The 18,045-nt window shown below is 38.2% G+C and carries 16 protein-coding genes; 2 read left to right on the top strand and 14 right to left on the bottom strand.

All coding sequences use genetic code 11. From position 1 onward, the window contains the following. Positions 1–49: 49 nt before the first annotated feature. The 8 genes from FEK29_RS13885 to FEK29_RS13850 all read right to left on the bottom strand — a co-directional run bounded on the left by FEK29_RS13885 (position 50) and on the right by FEK29_RS13850 (position 7,816). Positions 50–2,452 (bottom strand): outer membrane beta-barrel family protein, encoded by a 2,403-nt coding sequence (locus tag FEK29_RS13885; protein WP_138259045.1) that lies wholly within the window; start codon positions 2,450–2,452, stop codon positions 50–52. A 55-nt stretch (positions 2,453–2,507) separates the two neighbouring features. Continuing rightward, positions 2,508–2,840 carry a hypothetical protein gene (locus FEK29_RS13880; protein ID WP_138259044.1) on the bottom strand — a complete coding sequence of 111 codons (333 nt, stop codon included), beginning with the start codon at positions 2,838–2,840 and terminating at the stop codon, positions 2,508–2,510. A gap of 26 nt (positions 2,841–2,866) precedes the next feature. Beyond that, positions 2,867–3,103, bottom strand: a complete 237-nt coding sequence (locus FEK29_RS13875; protein WP_161595364.1) for a hypothetical protein — start codon at positions 3,101–3,103, stop codon at positions 2,867–2,869. Positions 3,104–3,119: 16 nt separating this feature from the next. Continuing rightward, a complete protein-coding gene (locus FEK29_RS13870) occupies positions 3,120–4,172 on the bottom strand; it encodes a protein NO VEIN domain-containing protein (RefSeq protein WP_138259042.1) in 1,053 nt (350 codons plus the stop codon). 41 nt (positions 4,173–4,213) lie between these two features. Further along, on the bottom strand, positions 4,214–4,894 hold the full coding sequence (locus FEK29_RS13865; RefSeq protein ID WP_138259041.1) for a hypothetical protein: 681 nt from the start codon (positions 4,892–4,894) through the stop codon (positions 4,214–4,216). Positions 4,895–4,948: 54 nt separating this feature from the next. Continuing rightward, on the bottom strand, positions 4,949–5,587 hold the full coding sequence (locus tag FEK29_RS13860) for an NAD(P)-dependent oxidoreductase (protein WP_138259040.1): 639 nt from the start codon (positions 5,585–5,587) through the stop codon (positions 4,949–4,951). Positions 5,588–5,830: 243 nt separating this feature from the next. Then, on the bottom strand, positions 5,831–6,274 hold the full coding sequence (locus FEK29_RS13855) for a JAB domain-containing protein (protein ID WP_099545601.1): 444 nt from the start codon (positions 6,272–6,274) through the stop codon (positions 5,831–5,833). 279 nt (positions 6,275–6,553) lie between these two features. Then, positions 6,554–7,816, bottom strand: a complete 1,263-nt coding sequence (locus tag FEK29_RS13850) for a hypothetical protein (RefSeq protein WP_138259039.1) — start codon at positions 7,814–7,816, stop codon at positions 6,554–6,556. 116 nt (positions 7,817–7,932) lie between these two features. Between FEK29_RS13850 and FEK29_RS13845 the strand changes: the two genes are divergently transcribed. Next, positions 7,933–9,294 (top strand): hypothetical protein, encoded by a 1,362-nt coding sequence (locus tag FEK29_RS13845; protein ID WP_138259038.1) that lies wholly within the window; start codon positions 7,933–7,935, stop codon positions 9,292–9,294. Between the two features lie 412 nt (positions 9,295–9,706). Then, a complete protein-coding gene (locus FEK29_RS13840; RefSeq protein WP_138259037.1) occupies positions 9,707–11,188 on the top strand; it encodes a Fic family protein in 1,482 nt (493 codons plus the stop codon). A gap of 35 nt (positions 11,189–11,223) precedes the next feature. Here the strand turns inward: FEK29_RS13840 and FEK29_RS13835 are convergent, their stop codons facing one another. From FEK29_RS13835 to FEK29_RS13810, 6 genes are all read right to left on the bottom strand, one after another. Beyond that, positions 11,224–11,511 carry a hypothetical protein gene (locus FEK29_RS13835; RefSeq protein ID WP_138259036.1) on the bottom strand — a complete coding sequence of 96 codons (288 nt, stop codon included), beginning with the start codon at positions 11,509–11,511 and terminating at the stop codon, positions 11,224–11,226. A 30-nt stretch (positions 11,512–11,541) separates the two neighbouring features. Further along, positions 11,542–12,927 (bottom strand): type IV secretory system conjugative DNA transfer family protein, encoded by a 1,386-nt coding sequence (locus FEK29_RS13830; RefSeq protein WP_138259035.1) that lies wholly within the window; start codon positions 12,925–12,927, stop codon positions 11,542–11,544. 4 nt (positions 12,928–12,931) lie between these two features. Next, positions 12,932–13,843 (bottom strand): DUF5712 family protein, encoded by a 912-nt coding sequence (locus tag FEK29_RS13825; protein WP_138259034.1) that lies wholly within the window; start codon positions 13,841–13,843, stop codon positions 12,932–12,934. Beyond that, on the bottom strand, positions 13,840–14,196 hold the full coding sequence (locus FEK29_RS13820; RefSeq protein ID WP_138259033.1) for a BfmA/BtgA family mobilization protein: 357 nt from the start codon (positions 14,194–14,196) through the stop codon (positions 13,840–13,842). Before FEK29_RS13820 ends, FEK29_RS13825 begins: the two co-directional genes overlap by 4 nt. Before the next feature lie 731 nt (positions 14,197–14,927). Continuing rightward, the gene (locus FEK29_RS13815; RefSeq protein WP_138259032.1) at positions 14,928–16,721 is read right to left on the bottom strand and encodes a hypothetical protein; all 1,794 of its coding nucleotides are present in this window, start codon (positions 16,719–16,721) and stop codon (positions 14,928–14,930) included. A gap of 1 nt (position 16,722) precedes the next feature. Then, on the bottom strand, positions 16,723–18,036 hold the full coding sequence (locus tag FEK29_RS13810) for a DUF4249 domain-containing protein (protein WP_161595363.1): 1,314 nt from the start codon (positions 18,034–18,036) through the stop codon (positions 16,723–16,725). Positions 18,037–18,045 lie beyond the last annotated feature (9 nt).

Raw genomic sequence — 18,045 nt, 5'->3', positions numbered from 1 at the left:
CTTAATGGTAATTGTTTCTTAGTTTGTTTTAAACCTTCATGATTCAGAATTAATTTATGATTTTAACATCATCATATTGTAATCCCTCTTTAACCTTGCTTTTAGAATCAAACCTATAAGAAAGGGACAGATTAAGTTGAGGAACCCTATTCTGGAGTGTCAATTCCCTGATGAAACCATTACCATAGGTTGTGACGATTCTTTTATTGGAATTCAACACATCACTATAATTGACAGTTAATGTGTACCTATCGTTAAAAAGAGAATTGCTCAGTCCCAAGTTCATATAGTAAATCCCTTTACGTCTGTACTGTCCTGTTTCAATGGGTCCTCTATAATTGTTCTGCCATTGCAGTTTCATAGACTTGAAAAGGTTTATTGTATGGTTGAACCTTCCGTAAAACAATAGTCCTTCACCATTGAAACTTGCACCCCTGACATTTCCAACCTGTTTGAAACCATTGAAGGTGGTTTCGAGATATATGTCCCACCAATTGGTTGGCTTATGGACTATTCCCAACTCCAAGCCATAAGCGGTATAATTGCCGATGTTCGCAATTGTCGAAGCAAACACCTCACGTGTTTCGGACCCCACAGTAACGTTTCTCCTCTCCACAAAAAACTCCATCTCGTTCTTGGTATCCCTAATGTAAAGCGTTGGTATAATTTGAAACTTTTCAAGTATCTTTCCTGAATAAGCTAATTCCGCACTACTTATATACCTTGGGTTTATGTCTGGATTTCCCACAAAAATATTACGCCTGTCCGTGTAGCTTGAAAAAGGTACTACCAATTTGTAATAAGGTCTTCCAATGCGTCGTGACAAACTTAAATTGAATGTCGCATCACCCTTAAGTTTATAGTTTAGGAATGCCGAAGGAAAAATGTCCGTGTAGTTTTTTCCTTCTTGATAATCGGTAGCCATTGCTTTGATCAAAATATCCGTGGTTTCGGACCTTAACCCAAGCTTGAAGGATAATTTGTTCCACGAACCTGTGTATTGTCCATAAAATGCATGAACATTTTCCCGATATTCGGTATTGTTCGTGAACTCAGGAATATCAACGAACCCCATATCGGCTTCAGTACGAACTCCATAATCGTTTCTTGTAGAACCCAAGGTAGATAAATAACCTAATTCCAATTTAGATTCCTTTTGAAAGGGTAAAGTATAATCTGCTGATACTAAATATTGTCGGCGGTTTTCTTCATTGAAAGTAATATCCAGGCCATTATTGTTTAATTCGGGAAATACCCTGTTTTCCAATATTTGAGCATCATCATTATTTCTGGAAAACTCCGCATTAAAACCCACTTCAAACTTTTGTCCCAAGGTATCTAGCCGAATGTTATAATCCGTTCTACCCTGAAAAAAACTTCCTTTCTGATCCTCTTCCTCAAACCTGTTGATTATAGAGGTTAGCGTTCTGTTATTAAAATCCTCGTAATCAGTAGTATTTTCATTATTTGCCACAACCTTTCGATATGTTACACTTCCCGATAATGTTTGTTTTTCACCGAGATTTTTGTCTCCGCCTACGTTCAGCAAAACATATAGTTGCTTACGCAAACGTTCGGAGTTTTGTTCTGTACTATCTGGCTCGGAAATAAAGTCATCCAAAGATATCCAACTCTTGCCCAAAGGCTCCGAATATCCTATTCCAGTATTGGCATACCAAGAACCGGTCTTAGCGGCGCCGTTCAGATTTACATTGGAACCAATATTAAAACGGTAGCCCGTAAAGATCTCGGCACTTCCATTAAGTTTCCTTACGGTTCCTTTTTTTAGGATGACGTTGATAATACCCGCGGCACCTTCTGCCGTAAATTTTGCAGATGGATTGGTTATAACTTCCACTTTGGCAATGCTGCTCGCAGGTATTGAACGAAGAAATTCGGCACTACTGGCAAAACCACTTGGTTTGCCATCCAAAAGTATGAGTACATTGGCATTTCCCCGTAAACTCAAATTTCCGCTCCCATCTATTTGAACGGAGGGAACATTCTGCATTACATCTGCCAATGTTCCTCCTTTGGAAAGAAGGTCTTTTGAAACATCATACTCCTTTTTATCAAGTCCTAACTTTACTGCAGAGGTGGTATTTCTTACTACAACTTCATCCAATTGGGTTTCGGATTGTATACTCAATTTTCCTAAATCTATACTATCACCGTTGCCCTTAAGGTTATAATTGAAGCTTTTTGAGACCAACCCTACTACTGATACCTCTACAATATATTCGTCCTTTTTCAAGATTAGGGAAAAGCTTCCATCCTCAAGACCTAAAGTGCCATATGTAATTGTAGAATCATTTTTACTGGAAAATATCACACTTGCAAAAGGGACTTCAGAACCTGATTCATCTATAATTATACCGTTAACCTTCACATCCTGCGCAAACATGTTCAATGACAATAAGAAGGACATAAAAGAAATGAAATATAATCTCATTATTATTAATTGGTGTTGCTACTGTAAATGCAACTTTTACCGGTTATCTATTAGTTTATGAAGCAACTAGGATTAGCTCGTTGGTATAGCTTTTTAAATTAAGTAAAATTCCTTCTAGTTTTGAAAGCCCATTTTGTAAGCTTCCCTTAAATAGAACTGCTTGCTTTTCTAAAACTTTATTAAAGTTATCCCTTTTAATACCCATGATGATTCTGTAAAGTTCATCCTTAGAATAATCAGAAGAAAATAGTTTAAGGGTTTGGTCGGCGAACAGTTCCTTTAAGCTCCTATGTACGGAGGCCCTGCCTTCACTCTCGAATAATCTTACCATCGCTTCAGCATATATTCGCTTTGCTTGATGAAAATCCTCCTTGTCTTGTTGGGTCATATCCATTCATTTGCTATTTTGGACTTTTAATATTCCTCTAATTTATAATCCTTAATTAAGGTTTTACACTCTTTTGAAAAAGGAGGATATGTTCTAAAGTCGCCAACAAGTTCACCATTCAATCTAATTTTATATCCATTTTCGGATTGCTCTGGCCTGTCGGTCACCTGGAACACTTCCATAAAATGCTCGTATTCATTGTTAATGAATTGTAGCCGTTTTCCTTGTTTGACCTTTATGAGTTCCATAAGCCGAATATCCACTACGTTCCCGATTTTGTTAAACTAATATGCCCTTACCCGAACGAATCTCTTCGATTTTCATTTGTTTACCATCAATTGTTCTCCAGTTGCTGTTTTGATAATAAAAAATATCCAATTGCTGATCTTTTGATTTTAGGGCATAGCTTAATATACAAAATCGAAAATGTTTGCGATTCCTTTTCGATTTAACAAATTCGTTTGGGGTTATTTCAAATCCGTATTCTCCAAATTTTCCGCTCAATCCTTTGACCTCAAGCAGCAAAGTCTGTTCTCCTTTCTTTGCCTCCAAATCCCAACCGTAGTTAAGTTTACATACATCCTTTACTTCAAAACCCCTCCTTGAAAAATATTCTGCAGTTTTTTCCATGGCAGCAATCTCAATTTGCTTTCGTTTTTCAAAATCTTTTTGGAATCCGGTAAGTGGTGGAATTTTTTTACGGGTTCTATCAATCCAAGTATCTGGGTCGGACATATAGCCTTTCAGTTTGGAAAGGAAAGAGTCTTTGCCGATTTTAGGTAAATACCACACATTGGTCTGACCTGGCCAACCTTTTTTACCATGAGGGATACTAAATACCCTATCATCCTCTGATATTAGTTTTCCATTGGAACTATCTGTCAACACATTATAAGAAGTATGTTCTCCGCGATCACTATGTTCAATATTTTGTAATTTTCTGTATAGTGTTGCATTTTTATACCAACCCACTATGTATTGCCCACCTGTACCTGGGTGTTTTGAAATAAAAACTACAGTTACTCCTTCAATACTACTGTCTGAACTGTTTGCTCCAAGTTTATCTATATTAATTGAACGCCCATTTTGCATTCTTGCATAGCCGTAAAGCTTTTTATCAAGTGGCATGAAGTTATATACCTCTCCTCCATCCTTATTTTTATCAACATAACTTCCTGCACCGGAGGGAATATCATTAACTGTTACACCTTTATAATCTTTCATCCAAGCAATACGCATGAATAGTATAGGATTGTATTTCATGTTAATTTCATTTGGCCAAAATTTAATCAATCTCCCCTTTTCAAAAGGAATAATGGGAGATTTATTCAATAGTTCTTTTTTGGCTCCAAAGTTTGTCCTCTGATAGAGTGCTACGCACTCCCCTTTAATTCTCGTATGGCATCAACGAGTCCATAGAATAATAAATTGTCTGAAACTCGTGCCTCGGGGTGTGCATATTTGACAAAATATTTGTTCTTTTCATATTCATAAAATGGAACGCCTCTTTTCGTGAAAAGCCAATATTTGTCAGTTGCAAATGGTACAATTTCATGGAAGAAATTTGATGTTTCTGTGCCACATGCAATTATTATGTCAGGCCGGGTCTCCATATTCTCATAATATAGCTCAAACTGCCTCTGTAAAAAATCCTTGCCCTGCGATGCGTCTTTCCATAGTGCTTTCGAATTGGCAGTGTGGCCCCCAGGTGTTTTCTTAATATTTATGACACCAATAAATTTAAGCCATTCCCTGCGCAGGTCTTTGTTTTTTATTTTTTCAATTTCGTCCCACTCAAAATTTTTTTCATGATTTAATATTCCACACGTCCATCTTGCAATATTACCCCAAGTTTGGGTTCTACCACCTTGCTTCACAAAGTCCTTTAAGTTAAATCCCTCTTCGGAATTGACTTCCTTTAACAGGTAAAGAATCTTTACTTTCGAATCTACGTAGGATTTAGAATCAATAAGTCCGTCCTCACTTAGATTGGGTGTCCTTTTTCGCCACTCATCGAATAATTCATTTTCCCTAAGAGTAATGTTTTGAACCATAATAATCTATTATTGAAAGTAGCGAGCCATTTTTTTATGGCCCGCTTATTAATACTAGGAATTCGCAATAAAAGGAGATTTCTTGAAATATTTGTCAGATGACAATTGCTCAATTATAAAAGCAGCTATGTCCGAAGCACTTATTTTTTCGCCCTTGCAATCTTCCAAGCTTGAAATTACTGAACCATAGTTACCTGAGAATTCAATTAAAGGAACTCTTACCATTGTCCAATTCACATCGCTTTTCTCTAAAATAGAATATGTTTTTTGTCTATCTGCATGGGTCTCTGAAAAATTTGCTTTCATCCAGTCGGTTGCCATTTTTGTTTTTTCACCCTTCTTGTCGAAGGGAGTATCAACGTTTAAACCAGCAACTAGAATGTAACGTTCAATCTCAAAAGTATCCATCGATTCTAGAATATTTAAGGTAGCTTGACTTGAAACCATAGGTTCATCCTTCCTCTGCCCAATTGTGCTTATCACCACTTGACAACCTTCAAGTAAGGAGTGAATTGATTCAGGATTAACGGCATCCCCTTTTATTATTTCAATTAAAGAGTTTTCGATTGTAAATTCTTCGGGCCTTCTGAGGAGAAGTTTCAGTCTGTATTGCTTATCTATTAATTGGCGAACAAGAAATTTTCCAGTTCTACCACCGCCACCAAGGACGGCAATCTTTTTATTATTTTTCATTTGATTTCTTTATAAAATTGAGTGTAGAGAATTATGGCCAGTTTTAAATGGTCATTAATTGGACTGAGAGTATTTTGCCCCAGCCGAATTGTGGTATTTTATAAAGAGATTTTAATACTGTAAATTTAGTTGTTTTTAAATAAGAACGTAAGCAATCAAATAAAAAGTTCAAATAAAGGATCATATAAATGTACTTATTACTTACTCCAAGTTGAGACATACGAATAAGAGGTTAATTTTTAGCTAAATCCTCCCCTCATTCGCAAAACTATAAAATGAGCCATGTGGGGTGACTATAATATGATCTAAGACTTTAATATCCAACAACTCCCCTGCCTTGACTATTTTTTGGGTTAATTGAATATCGGCTTGACTAGGAACCACGACCCCACTGGGATGGTTATGTGTTAGGATAATAGCCGTGGACAAGGTCTTTAAGGCCGTTGCAAATATCAAGCGTATATCAACGATGGTACCGGAAATTCCTCCTGTGGAAATGGTACAGATTCCTTTTACGGTATTGCAGTTGTTTAGATACACTACCTTAAAGGTTTCGAATAACTCAATGGTGTTTCTGTCCCAAGAATCCATTATAATGTTGTTGGCACTACTGGCATCGGTAATTTTTAATTGATTGGCACTTCCATTGTTTTTGTAACTGATTTGAATTTCGTTCGCTCTTTCCATTGTTATAAGATTTTGATGGCGAGCGTCCACCGGATTTTAAATGAATAAGCCAAATCTTCGCATTTGGCGTTTCATTTGGAATTCGGAGCTTGCAAGGCAAAATCTTGAACAACTAGGGAAGGAAGGTATTTCAGTTTCAAAAAAATAGGTTCTTAGAAGGCAAAGATAAATTCAAGTGGTATTTAACGGTTTTTTTTAGGTTTTCAATAACCGACTATCATTTTTCTATGAATGTTCAATATTTAGTTTATCCTACTGTCAATTTGAAATTCTCTTCTTCTAAAGATTGAAATTTGAATTATACAGTGTTGAACTATCATTTTCAAAAGAAACATATTGAATGGAACCCGACCCCTCAAAATAAATACAAATGCCGTATATTTTTTTCGGGGTTTCTGGAACCTTAAAATGATATACGGGTTTATCATCTATGAATACATTAAATTTTTGGTCTTTTGAAATACATTTTAGTCGAACGTATTTGGAAAAATCAACTCCAAATCCTGAAAGATCGCTCTTTTTGCCATCTACAAAATCCTCGAAAGTCATCAAAGTCAACTCGGAAATACACCCGTTTTTGGACAATGGTATCCCTATCGCACCCCCATCATATAGAACAAGAACAGTTACGCGTTGACAAGCTCCACTAAGCCCATCCATATATTCATTACGAACGGAAGCATTCATTTCAAAATTATCGGTGTAAATCTCCCCAAAATCCTTTACAAGATAAAAGCCTACAACCACCTTTTCTATACTAGGGTCTACGTTATGAGCGAGCAGGGTTTGTTTCGAAATAGCTAGACTTTTATCCCGGTAAATATCCGTTGGGTCCAAATAAATGGGTTGTTCCTCTTGTTCAATCATTCCCAGCCAACCCACAGTCGGGATTAATATATCGTGTTCTTTAACAATAGTATCGTCAATAACCAATTTGGACTTAAAATATCCAGGCCAGTAATAAATGCTTGTGGAAACAGAGTCATTTTTGTTGACTAGTGTCCGTTTTCGCTTGTCCCAATCTTGTTGTATTTCTATTTTGGCATCTTCGTCAGCAACAGAGGCATCGAAATTGAACACAACTGAATTTGGTAATCCGGTCGTTACCGATTTGCCCTTAAAAACGAAATCGTCGGACTTATATGAGGGTTTATTCTTTTCAATGCCGAAAAAAGCAAAGATTGATGCGATCAAAACCAGTATAAGAATCAATAGAATTTTGGTATTCCGACCCTTCGTTTTGGTAAGTTTTTGAATTGGAGGATTACTTGCTTCTGAATCCTGTACAAAAGCTCTCCAATCCTTAAAACCAACATATTGGGCAAGTGCGTTCAAGGTTGCCGTATTGGGCCTTGAGCCGTATTTGACTTTGCCGGACAGCCGTTTTAAGGTCGACACACTCAGCAAGGTACCCGTTTCCTTTTGGATTGATACGCTCAATGCTTGATAATCCCTCGTCTCCCAGCTATGGATGTTCCCTCTGGACAGTTTGCGTTCAATGAGCTCAAAGATCTCTTTAATAAATTCTTTATAGTCTTTCATAAATGCCTTTGCGCTTATGTGAACAAACTTGAACGGATTTGAACTGGGTCTTAGTCACCTTTTTTGTTTCTAGTCAATAAATTAGACCATCATCAATCCAAAAATAGATTTTTATTATGAAAACAGGTTGTTATGCTTTATTAGTCATTTTTATTATTCTTTTTCGACCCTCTTATGCTCAAGAAAAAATGAATGATGACCAAGACGAATCATTTCCATTTATCGACAAGTTCTGGACTTTAGAAAATGTCGATGGTACTCCTTCCAAAATTAAGACTACACAACATAAGGGTAGAAATTCCATTGTTTTGGAACCGGGCCAAACTGCTTTTTTGAAGGAACAAAAATTTAAAAACTTTGAGCTAGAATTTTATTGTAATGGCCAATTTCCAGGAGTGGGATTCAGAATACAGGACAAGAAAACCTTTGAATATCTGTACCTAAGGGTTCCCATGAGCGGATACCAAGACGCCATTCAATATGTACCTATATATAATGGAAGCTTACCATGGCAACTATATAACTACCCCAAATATGAAGGAAAAGCCAACTTCCCAAAAGAATTAGTAGCCAATTTGCCCAAATCCTTTGAAAGCAACCTAGTTAAAGGAACTGTAAAAAATGAATTACTGGACTACTTGAAGAAAAATGGGATTTCCTTCTCTCAAGAATCATTAATAGATTTCACTCAAGAAGGAATCCAATACATTTTTGATCCTAAGGACAAAAAGGCATTACTAATAGAGAAAGAGATAGATGATTTTAAACTATTGGATTTTCGCACTTGGATACATGTAAAACTGGTCGTTCTTGGGGATACAATGTCCATCTATATTGAGGATATGGATTCTCCCAGCTTCACTGTAAACAATCTAAAAGGCATTTCTAATTCTGGTGGTATCAGTTTAATCAGTGACTTTGACCAAGTTTATTTTAGCGATGTATCTATTAAAGAAATACAAGCACCGAAAAACAATAATTTAATTGCCTACAAAACTTTGCCTAACTCCTACCTAAACCGTTGGAAAGCATCAGAGCCATTTGTCAAAGATTCTATTGCTTTTCTTGACCAAGTAGATTCATTGAAGACTATAAAAGGATTTACCCAAAGTATAGAAGCCGATGGTGATGGTTTAATAAATATTAGCCGTTTTTATGAGGACATGTCTAAAACGGTCATCTTGACAAACACTTTGATATCCGATTCGGACAGGACGATTGGCCTACATTTTGACTACGCAGACTATCTAGTTGTTTTGATGAATTCCAAAGTTCTCTTCGATAAGGGAATGAACTTTCAACCGCCCGCAAATAAAGGCAAAGAAGGCAGGGTATTTGTAGATGACGAACAGATACGACTCGAACTTAAAAAGGGACCAAATGAATTGATTTTCATGTTGTCTGGGGATAATCGCCAAAAATATAATTGGGGTTTTACAGCTAAATTGGAAAGTTGGGAAGGCATTAAAATAGAATAGCGCTTTCATTCTACGAAAAGTCAAATATATCAATCCAAAAACGCAGGAAACTAAATGCAAACGGACGCTCGAAGCGTTCGTTTGTGTTTATGGGCGGTTTCGAGGGTGTTGAAAAACCGGAACCGAAAAGACGATCGAAGGCGGACCAGCGTAGCGTGTCCGCTCGGGCAGGCTGGAATGTGAAGGTTTTTCAACTTCCGCAGGAACATGGTTAGTTATTCATGCAGTTTATTTTTCATTTTTAATGGAAAATATTTTGCTTTTTCGTTCCTATACTGGAAAATATTTTACATAGCAACATTTCAAAGTAGTCTATTGGAAAATCAATAATTACATTATAATGGAAAATATTTTGCTTTAAATAACTTATAATGGAAAATATTTTGCAAATTTATGTTTTAATACGGGTATAATGGAAAAAAACACTCCTATTCATTTACAGGAAATTATTTATGCTTCCCCAGATTCAGTAACCTCTCGCCGCATATCAAAATGGGAGGACGAAGGGATTATACGAAAGATAGCTTCTCGCATCTATACATCAAATATGGAAGACAGTCCAGAAGATATTATACGCCGCAACCTATTTCCCATTCTAGGCCATCTGTACCCGGGTGCGGTACTGAGTCATCGGTCCGCCTTTGAATTTGCACCCACCTCAACTAACCAGATATTTGTGACCTACAAATACACCAAAAAAATAAAACTTCCGGGTATTACCATCCGCTTTTTGGAAGGTCCACAGGCCATTGCCGGCGACACTTCCTTTTCAGGTGATTTGATGGTCTCACAACGGGAACGTGCCTTCTTGGAAAACCTTCAAACCTCCCGTCAGACAGGAGCGGATTCCAAAACGTTGGCCTACCCCCAATTGGAGGAAAAATTGGAAAAAATAATTCAGGTAAACGGTGAGGTCGAACTCAACAAGCTTCGGGATAGGGCGCGGGATATATCCAAAGCTTTGGGGATGGAAAAGGAATTTGAAAAACTCAACAAAATTATTGGTGCCCTACTGACGACCAAAACTGCGAAAGCACTTACTTCAAAAGTGGCTACTGCACGTGCCATGGGCAACCCCTATGACCCAGCCAGACTACAATTATTCGAAACTCTTTTTAGGGAACTAAAACAACAGGAGTTCAAATATCTTGCAGAAAAGAATGTTACCAATGAGGCCTACCGCAACTTTGCCTTTTACGAAAGCTACTTTTCCAACTATATCGAGGGTACGGTTTTTGAAATAGATGAAGCGAAACAGGTTATTGCTACCCAACAACCACTACCTTCAAGAAATGAAGATTCGCATGATATCTTAGGAACCTATCAATTGGTTTCCAATAAACGGGAAATGAAAATCGTTCCCTACAGTCCAGAAAACTTTTTGGAAATCCTGCAATACCGACATGAAATTCTCCTAAGTGCCAGGACTAATAAAAAACCAGGTACGTTTAAGGATAAGAACAATCGGGCCGGAGACACCCTTTTTGTGGATATGGAACTTGTACGTGGTACGTTATTGCAGAGCTTCGATTTTTACAAGGCCTTAGTCCATCCTTTTGCCAAGGCTGCTTACATCATGTTTGTGGTGAGTGAAGTACATCCCTTTTTGGATGGAAACGGACGTTTGGCACGTATCATGATGAATGCCGAATTATCGGCAGCCGACCAAACTAAGATAATTATCCCTACAGTATATCGAGAGGATTACTTGGGAGCCTTACGACGATTGACCCGAAATAATGACCCAAAGGTCTATCTGCGAATGTTGGCGCGTGCCCATGCTTTCAGCGATACGCTGAATGCCCATGATTTGGAAAAAATGGAAGCTATTCTAAAACAAAGCAACGCTTTTACCGAAAGCAACGAGGGCGTTTTAAAAATTGTAGAGCAATAATTATCGTCTTTTGAAAGGCCAACTTCAATACTGGGTTAAAACTTTAGCAAGCTATCACCCTGATTATTTACAGGCTCCAATATTCCATTCGCCTCGGCTATGATTCTGTAATAATTAATTTTTATTTCCATTTCTGAAGCAATTAGAGGAAAATCAATGACTTCCTCCCTACCCTTCTCATCAGTTTCGAACTTGGATTTCAAAAGTTCGTGTTCATTGCCTTCGGCAATTAATCCGTAAAATTCTCCAGGCCCTAGGTTCATGATATCGGTCACCTTAACCCGATCCCGTTCCTGAATCGTCTCACTGATGCTTTTGTTCAAGGAATTGGTGTGCTTTCCAAAAATGGAGGATTAATAATAATTATCCCCATTACTGGTTGTCTTAAAAGTTTTGTCCGCCTTGCCGAACAATTGAGTTATCATCTGTGCGGAATCCTTATTGACCGTCCTCCCATAAAACTGGTTTCCCATATTGGACAGCATAACTTGGGCCTTGTCCCTTCCGTATCGGTCCACCAGTTGGCTAAAATCCTGACAGGCCAAAACCGTTGCCACCTTATTGCTTCTGGCCGTGGCAAGGGTCTGTTCCAGTTTGTTGATATAAAGGGTAGGCAACTCGTCCACCACTACTACCGATTTATGTTTATCGGGTTGATTCATCTGTTTTAGGGCTACGGAAATAAGCAGGGAAATTACAGGGGCGTAGGTTTCAGCCAAGGTGCTTTCGTTTCCGATACAAAGGAATTTTGGGTTCATGGGGTCGTTGATGTTCAAATCAAGAACGTTTCCCGAGAGTATCCAGAAAATATCGGGCGTGTTCAGCTTCGCCAAATTGGTGCGCAAAGTACTTACCACACCCGCCACTTGGTTGGAGGCTTCATTTTGTACTGCCTGTTTTAAACTGGCCGTAAATCCAGACGCTTCCGGATTTGCCGATATCCGTTTCAACAGTTGGGACATATCGGTATGCAAAATCAAACTTATCACATGGGGAAGGCTACAATAGCGGGGATGCTCCGATTTCAGATACCAGATAAGCCCGGTCAGCACACTTTTGGCCTCCATCATCCAATAGTCCTCGTTCTTGATGTTCTTGGGGGATAGGTTATACATCAAGGTCTGGGCGTATTCTTGGGCATAGGCTATTTTAGGTAACAGTTCGGGTTTCAAAGGGTTTGTTCGAGCACTTCTTCGGGCTTGCTTGAAATCGATAAAATAAGGTCGGACCAGCCCCTCCCCTTTTTTCAAGTTAGCAAATAGCAATCGGGTCAATTCAGGGGATTTGAAATCATAACATATGCCCGAATAGTTTTTGGTAATGGCCTGTATTACTATGGGGTGTATCAGCGAAACTGTCTTTCCACTCCCCGCCCCTCCTTGGATGTAGATGCCCCGATATGGATTCTCCAAGAGTACGTTCTTGTTACCGACCAAAAACAGAAAGCTCTCCGGACTGTCCTGAACCTCATCACGGACAACTTCGCTTTTCTTAAATAGGGAACGTACCCAAGCGTAAATCCGATAGGAAGTCCAACCTAGGACAAAACATGGGATAAAAAGTGCCAATGGTAAAAATGTGGTTAGGGGAAAAGAAACAAAGAGTGCCAGAAAAAAGTGCATTCTACAGACACGCTTTAAAAACAGCAAGTAGACTACAAAAGCGACCAAGCGCATCAACAGATGTATGATGGGGTGCGTCCCTCCCATCAGCAATTCCATAAATACCGACTTGTCCATACGCTTATCTTGTAATTTGGTTGTTCCTACTTTTTATCCTCTCTTTTTGAATATTCTTCGGTCCTTTCATTTCATTTGATTTGGAGCGATTTTCCATGGCCTCGTTCTTTTCCTTTTGTATGGCCATTTTCAACACCTTTTTCTCTTCTAGGGTACCATGCTTTAAAACCCGAAGCGTTTCAAATTTTTCCTCCAGCCCTCTTTGGTATTTGAACATCTCGTCAAAAGTGTCCTCGTTCCATTGTTTCCATTGGGAACGGTCAAATCCGCCATTTACCTTTTTTCCGTTCAAGACCAAATTCTTGCTGTTTCGGGCATTGGTCAAGGGGCTAAGGTTTATACGATATTCTTTATGCATTCTCGAAACGGTAATATGCACATGGGTCTGCAGTCCTTCTTTACGTTCCCCGCTTTTGGCCTTGCCGACCATGACCTCCCTATCGGTTCCCTTATAGTATCTCCGGTGCTCGATCTTGGCAAACCAAACGAGCTGCTTCTCGGTAATTCCCTTGTTAAAGTTGTCCGCATAGTTGCGCATGGCCTGTCGGGTAAACAATCGGATAACCTCATTGTAGTCCTGTAACTCCCTATCGTTCAATTCGCTTACATCCCTTATCGGTCTTTTGGCCAGGGTAGCTGTTAGATGCTCCAGTTCCTTTTGGCTAAAATTCAGGGTCATCGTAAAATATCGGTCCTGTTTTTTGGACAGCCCCTTATTTCTGCTATTCCCGTCTACCCTATCAATGGCCCTAAGGGTCGTAAGCCTGTTTTGTTCCTGATCAAAGAAAAACTGTTGCCGATGCCCCTGACCTTCCTTCTTCATAACCTCATTTTCCTTGTTCAGGTAATGTCCGTACTTGGAGCAACTGCCCTTATTGTCCATGGAAGTGGTATGAACGATACTTACGGGCATCATCCCCCCAATTTTATCCGCTCAAAAATCTTGTTCAGCTCGTCGATAAGCTTTTTGAAAAGAAAGTCGGTACGTTCCCCGTTCTTGTTCAATTGCGCCTGAATGGGATATAGGATTTCCGATTCCTGGGTCTTAAAGAAGGATACGATACGCCTATCGATGACCTTGATCATTTCGCTGGCATTCTTCCCTTTTATGGCTTGGGGGTCGGTTCCCGTTTTTTGGAAATACAATATCATTTCCTCGGTAAATTTTCCAATGTTCCTATTGTGCTCCTGGGCCAGTTTTTTGAGTTCCCTATGGCTTCTTTCGTTGATGATAATGCTCTTCTTCCGCATGTCGGTTCCTTTTCCCAAATGTCCTTTTTTGGAACTCCGAATCCTTTGCACTAATGTTCGCGGTGCATGTTTACCCTTCTAATTCCCTGATTATGAGAATTATTATAGAATTGAAGATAATTAGGTCGGGTGCAAGGTTTTTATAGTACTTAGTTTTGAAAATCAACCAGTTGCATTGTTCGTTATAAGAAAATTATAAAGCGGTATAATTCACGAATTACCTCTTAAAGCAGGCATAGCCTGCGCTGGTCCGCCGCAGGCGCAAGCGGGAACCACTGCAACGCATGGTTCCCGCTTGCTATCTTTCAAAAACGAAAGATACGCTGAGTCCGATACGTTTTCATAGTAAGTTGATAAATTAAATCTAATTCACATTTTAATTGAAAGTGTTCTCGAGTTGAAGTAACTCAGTAATTGTAATCTCTTAACATGGGTTTGGTATTTTTTCGATAAATCATGAAGGGTTGAAGAATAAATGTTCATGTTGATCAAAATGTGCTAATGCGTTTAGATACTAAATCAGTTACAAATAAATTGGGTGCATTATTAATTTTATAAACATATCATATCCTGACAGTTATTCAATTGGATTTATAATTAGACCAACTTGAAGTTTAAAGCTAAATCCAAATCGAACAATAACGAAATACTCAGTAAAAACCATATTCGTTAGGTTTTATTGGATTGGATATTTTTAAACGCGTCACTAGTATAAATCAAACTAGACAACATAATAAAACTGAATCAATTTAGTTTGAAACACTTTTTTCAACATTAAATGTTTTGATAATTGTTATTGGCTTGCCATAAGTTGTAAAGCCATTTAAACTTACTTCATATTCGCCTTCAATATCAGAAGTGAAGAATTCAAAATTTAAACTACCACTTTCGACAACTAAATGAGGTTGCCAAAATAGTAATCTTCTATAGTCCGGGATTCTAGAAAATGCACCATTCATTTTATCATGCCGTTGCCGGTAGTAATTTTTCTTAGTAATAGGCTTATCAATGTTTACCACCAAACTATTTTTCGTATTATAACTGTCTAAAAAATCTCCATTAAAAGTGCTTATATTCATTTGCCCATGGTATAGTTTATCTCCTAAACGCAAGGGTCCTCGAATGAAACTGATTTTCTCAATTTCATTTGCATCTAAATTTTTAATTTTCTCATGATTCGGAATAAAAATTCCATCTATGAGAACAATGGCGGACAAATTATCAATGGTTTCATCATAAGTTTCTAAGTCCTGTGTTATTTTAACATAATCATTTTGCGCTCCATCCTTACGATATCCAGCATATTTTATCACTTCGACCAAGGTTTCTTCGAAGGTGGGAAAACGGGTAAATTGATCTAAATAAATAATTTCAGGAATACTTCCATAATAAGGATCTACAGGATTACTCGCTAGAACTGAATCGGGCTTAACAGAGAAAAATTGATTTTCAATTTGGTTTAAGACACTTCTTTCCGTAATCATATCTTTATAACTCTCTGTAAGATGGAAAGTAGCAAAAGACAGGTCTTTAAGGTCAAGGTCCGTCTTCTTGCCTTTTTCTATGGTGAAATATCTGTTTTCTTCTAACACTTGAAAAACGACCTGCTCTTTATTATATTCTTCACTTATGTATGTATAAAAATTGCCATTTTCGTCCGTTTGCGAAAACTTTAACAAAAAATCTTCGCCTGGAATAGATATGACTACAGAAGCATCTTTAACAGGCATTCTTGTACTGCTATCCGTTACGTATCCGAAAAGCAGCTCTCCTCGCTGTTCCGGCAAAAATACACTATCCCCGACCACTTGGGGGATTTCCTTTTGGGCATTGAAGTAAGACTTACCATAATTTATGGCGCTTAAATTAGCTCTTGAGGGAATGTCATCTTTCTTTTTAACCTTTATAGTATAAGTTCCCTTGCCTAGATACCCCTTGTAATTTTTAATGGATAGTTTGACTTTTTCACGAGGCACAAATCTATCCTTATTGAGCCGGAATGATACGATGGCCGAGTCAATTAACGAAACGGACTGTTGTTCTTTATTTTTTTCAATGGTTGCACTTGAATTCGAAAAACCCTTTAAAAGAGCAGTTTGGTCTACCAAATATGGATTAATGATAACCAAATCATCCTTAAAGACTTGTTGTAGTCCACTGTTCTTCATCCATTCGGTATACGCCAATAGCTTGTAAGTGCCTGATGGAATCGAAGTAGGTACAAAAAAATCGCCTGTCCCTATGCCTTTTTCAAGCCTAATTTTATGTTCGAATACTTTTTCTTTGGCTTTGTTCAGTAAGATTACATAGGCGATTTTACTGATATCGGTAAGCTTATTGTTCTGCGCATTGAAACAGTAAAGGGCGTAATGTAAATATTCGCCAGAAAAAACCAATGGACCGGTATGATCAACAAACGCCTTTTCTTGTGGTAGTTTTTTAAGATTCAATAATTCTATGCTATCCTTAATAACATACTGTGGTTTTCCGACTATTGCTGTTAACAACAGTATTAATAAAAAGATTCGTGTTTTTAAGGTCATATTATTCGATCCAAAATTCAGGTACTATATTACTTCCAAGTGCGGTGCAGTCACCACATTCCCGTTGTGTTACAAGAAATGGTCCTTGACACTCGTCGGGAGGATCATTATCTCCAAAATATTCAATTTCCTCAAGTTGAATTAAATCGGTTAGGGTTTGAACTCTCGGACAACCCTCTTCACCGGGACGGGTCGGACCGTCTTTTTCCGGATTCCCCAAAGGAGGCGCAAAAAAACTTTTACAGTTAACGGTTCCAAAATATGGGGGTAGTTCCTCGTTCGGAAAGAAATCGGTATAGTTAAAAAATAAACGGCGTTCCGCTAAACTCGCAACATCGAAGAATCCGATCACTACGGTCTGGGTGTTATTTACCGCTGAAATATTACCTTCGATAAGTCCAGGTTGGATTTCCGTAAAAATGTTTTCACTTTGTGAAAATTGAAGTAATGTTCTGTAAAAATCCGATGCCCCCGGAGATTGTAAAAATTGCCGTACCAATATACTATAGCGATGTGAGAGGATGGGATTATTCCTGGAAATGAACCTTATCTGATTCCTTGTTATACTATTTTGATCAAGAGCGTTACCATCGGACAGAATAATTTGATTGGAAAGAACGGTATTGAAACAGATTTGCTCTTCATTTTTTCTTGGTACCAACTGAACGTCTGGGTATAGAACTTCGACGACCTCTTCCGTAACCGGATCCGTAACGAGTTCGAAATTGGGGCGAATTATTTCAAATTCACGTGAAGTCCAATTGGGGGCAATTATTTTGTATGTTTCCTCATAGGTATACCTATAGTTATTAAAACCATCTGACGGATTCGAGCTATCTACGAATATTGCCATTCCGTCTTCTCCGCTATCGCTGATTATCCGTTCCGCGTAGATATCGTCTATATTCGATTCGCCAATACTAACAACTTTATCAGATTGTAATTGTTCACCTTTACTTGTTGTAACCGATAATTGGTATGCAATTCCTTCTTCCGCAGCGAATGGCGTCTTTGACAGGTAATTCCCATCTCCTTGATCTTCAAATTGATATACGTCACCCGAATCGGTGGATATCTCAACAATCGCATTTTTTTCGAACAGCAAGGTACTATCATTAGCAAAACTACGAGCCCTGCTCAACGAAACTTGTTGGGTCTTTAACTCATTGGTAATCGTCGCTTCGACCACGAGAATATCGTCGGCGACAATATCGGATTTCAGAGTTCGTTCAATCTCAACTTCTTCAATACATCCTGTAAAAGATGTGAATAAGGATAAAAAAAGAAGATAAGTATGTATTCTAGTACGGGACATTAAAAACAT

This window comes from Maribacter aurantiacus (assembly GCF_005780245.1).
In the GTDB taxonomy this organism is placed as follows: Bacteria; Bacteroidota; Bacteroidia; order Flavobacteriales; family Flavobacteriaceae; genus Maribacter; species Maribacter flavus.
This window is presented reverse-complemented; position numbering and strand designations above follow the sequence as displayed.

Bases quoted from the DNA above. Each gene is read 5' to 3' on its own strand.
- FEK29_RS13825 (WP_138259034.1), bottom strand. From the start codon at position 13,843: ATGATGCCCGTAAGTATCGTTCATACCACTTCCATGGACAATAAGGGC.
- FEK29_RS13885 (WP_138259045.1), bottom strand. From the start codon at position 2,452: ATGAGATTATATTTCATTTCTTTTATGTCCTTCTTATTGTCATTGAAC.
- FEK29_RS13850 (WP_138259039.1), bottom strand. From the start codon at position 7,816: ATGAAAGACTATAAAGAATTTATTAAAGAGATCTTTGAGCTCATTGAA.
- FEK29_RS13815 (WP_138259032.1), bottom strand. From the start codon at position 16,721: ATGACCTTAAAAACACGAATCTTTTTATTAATACTGTTGTTAACAGCA.
- FEK29_RS13810 (WP_161595363.1), bottom strand. From the start codon at position 18,036: ATGTCCCGTACTAGAATACATACTTATCTTCTTTTTTTATCCTTATTC.
- FEK29_RS13840 (WP_138259037.1), top strand. From the start codon at position 9,707: ATGGAAAAAAACACTCCTATTCATTTACAGGAAATTATTTATGCTTCC.
- FEK29_RS13845 (WP_138259038.1), top strand. From the start codon at position 7,933: ATGAAAACAGGTTGTTATGCTTTATTAGTCATTTTTATTATTCTTTTT.
- FEK29_RS13860 (WP_138259040.1), bottom strand. From the start codon at position 5,587: ATGAAAAATAATAAAAAGATTGCCGTCCTTGGTGGCGGTGGTAGAACT.
- FEK29_RS13855 (WP_099545601.1), bottom strand. From the start codon at position 6,274: ATGGAAAGAGCGAACGAAATTCAAATCAGTTACAAAAACAATGGAAGT.
- FEK29_RS13865 (WP_138259041.1), bottom strand. From the start codon at position 4,894: ATGGTTCAAAACATTACTCTTAGGGAAAATGAATTATTCGATGAGTGG.
- FEK29_RS13830 (WP_138259035.1), bottom strand. From the start codon at position 12,927: ATGGACAAGTCGGTATTTATGGAATTGCTGATGGGAGGGACGCACCCC.
- FEK29_RS13880 (WP_138259044.1), bottom strand. From the start codon at position 2,840: ATGACCCAACAAGACAAGGAGGATTTTCATCAAGCAAAGCGAATATAT.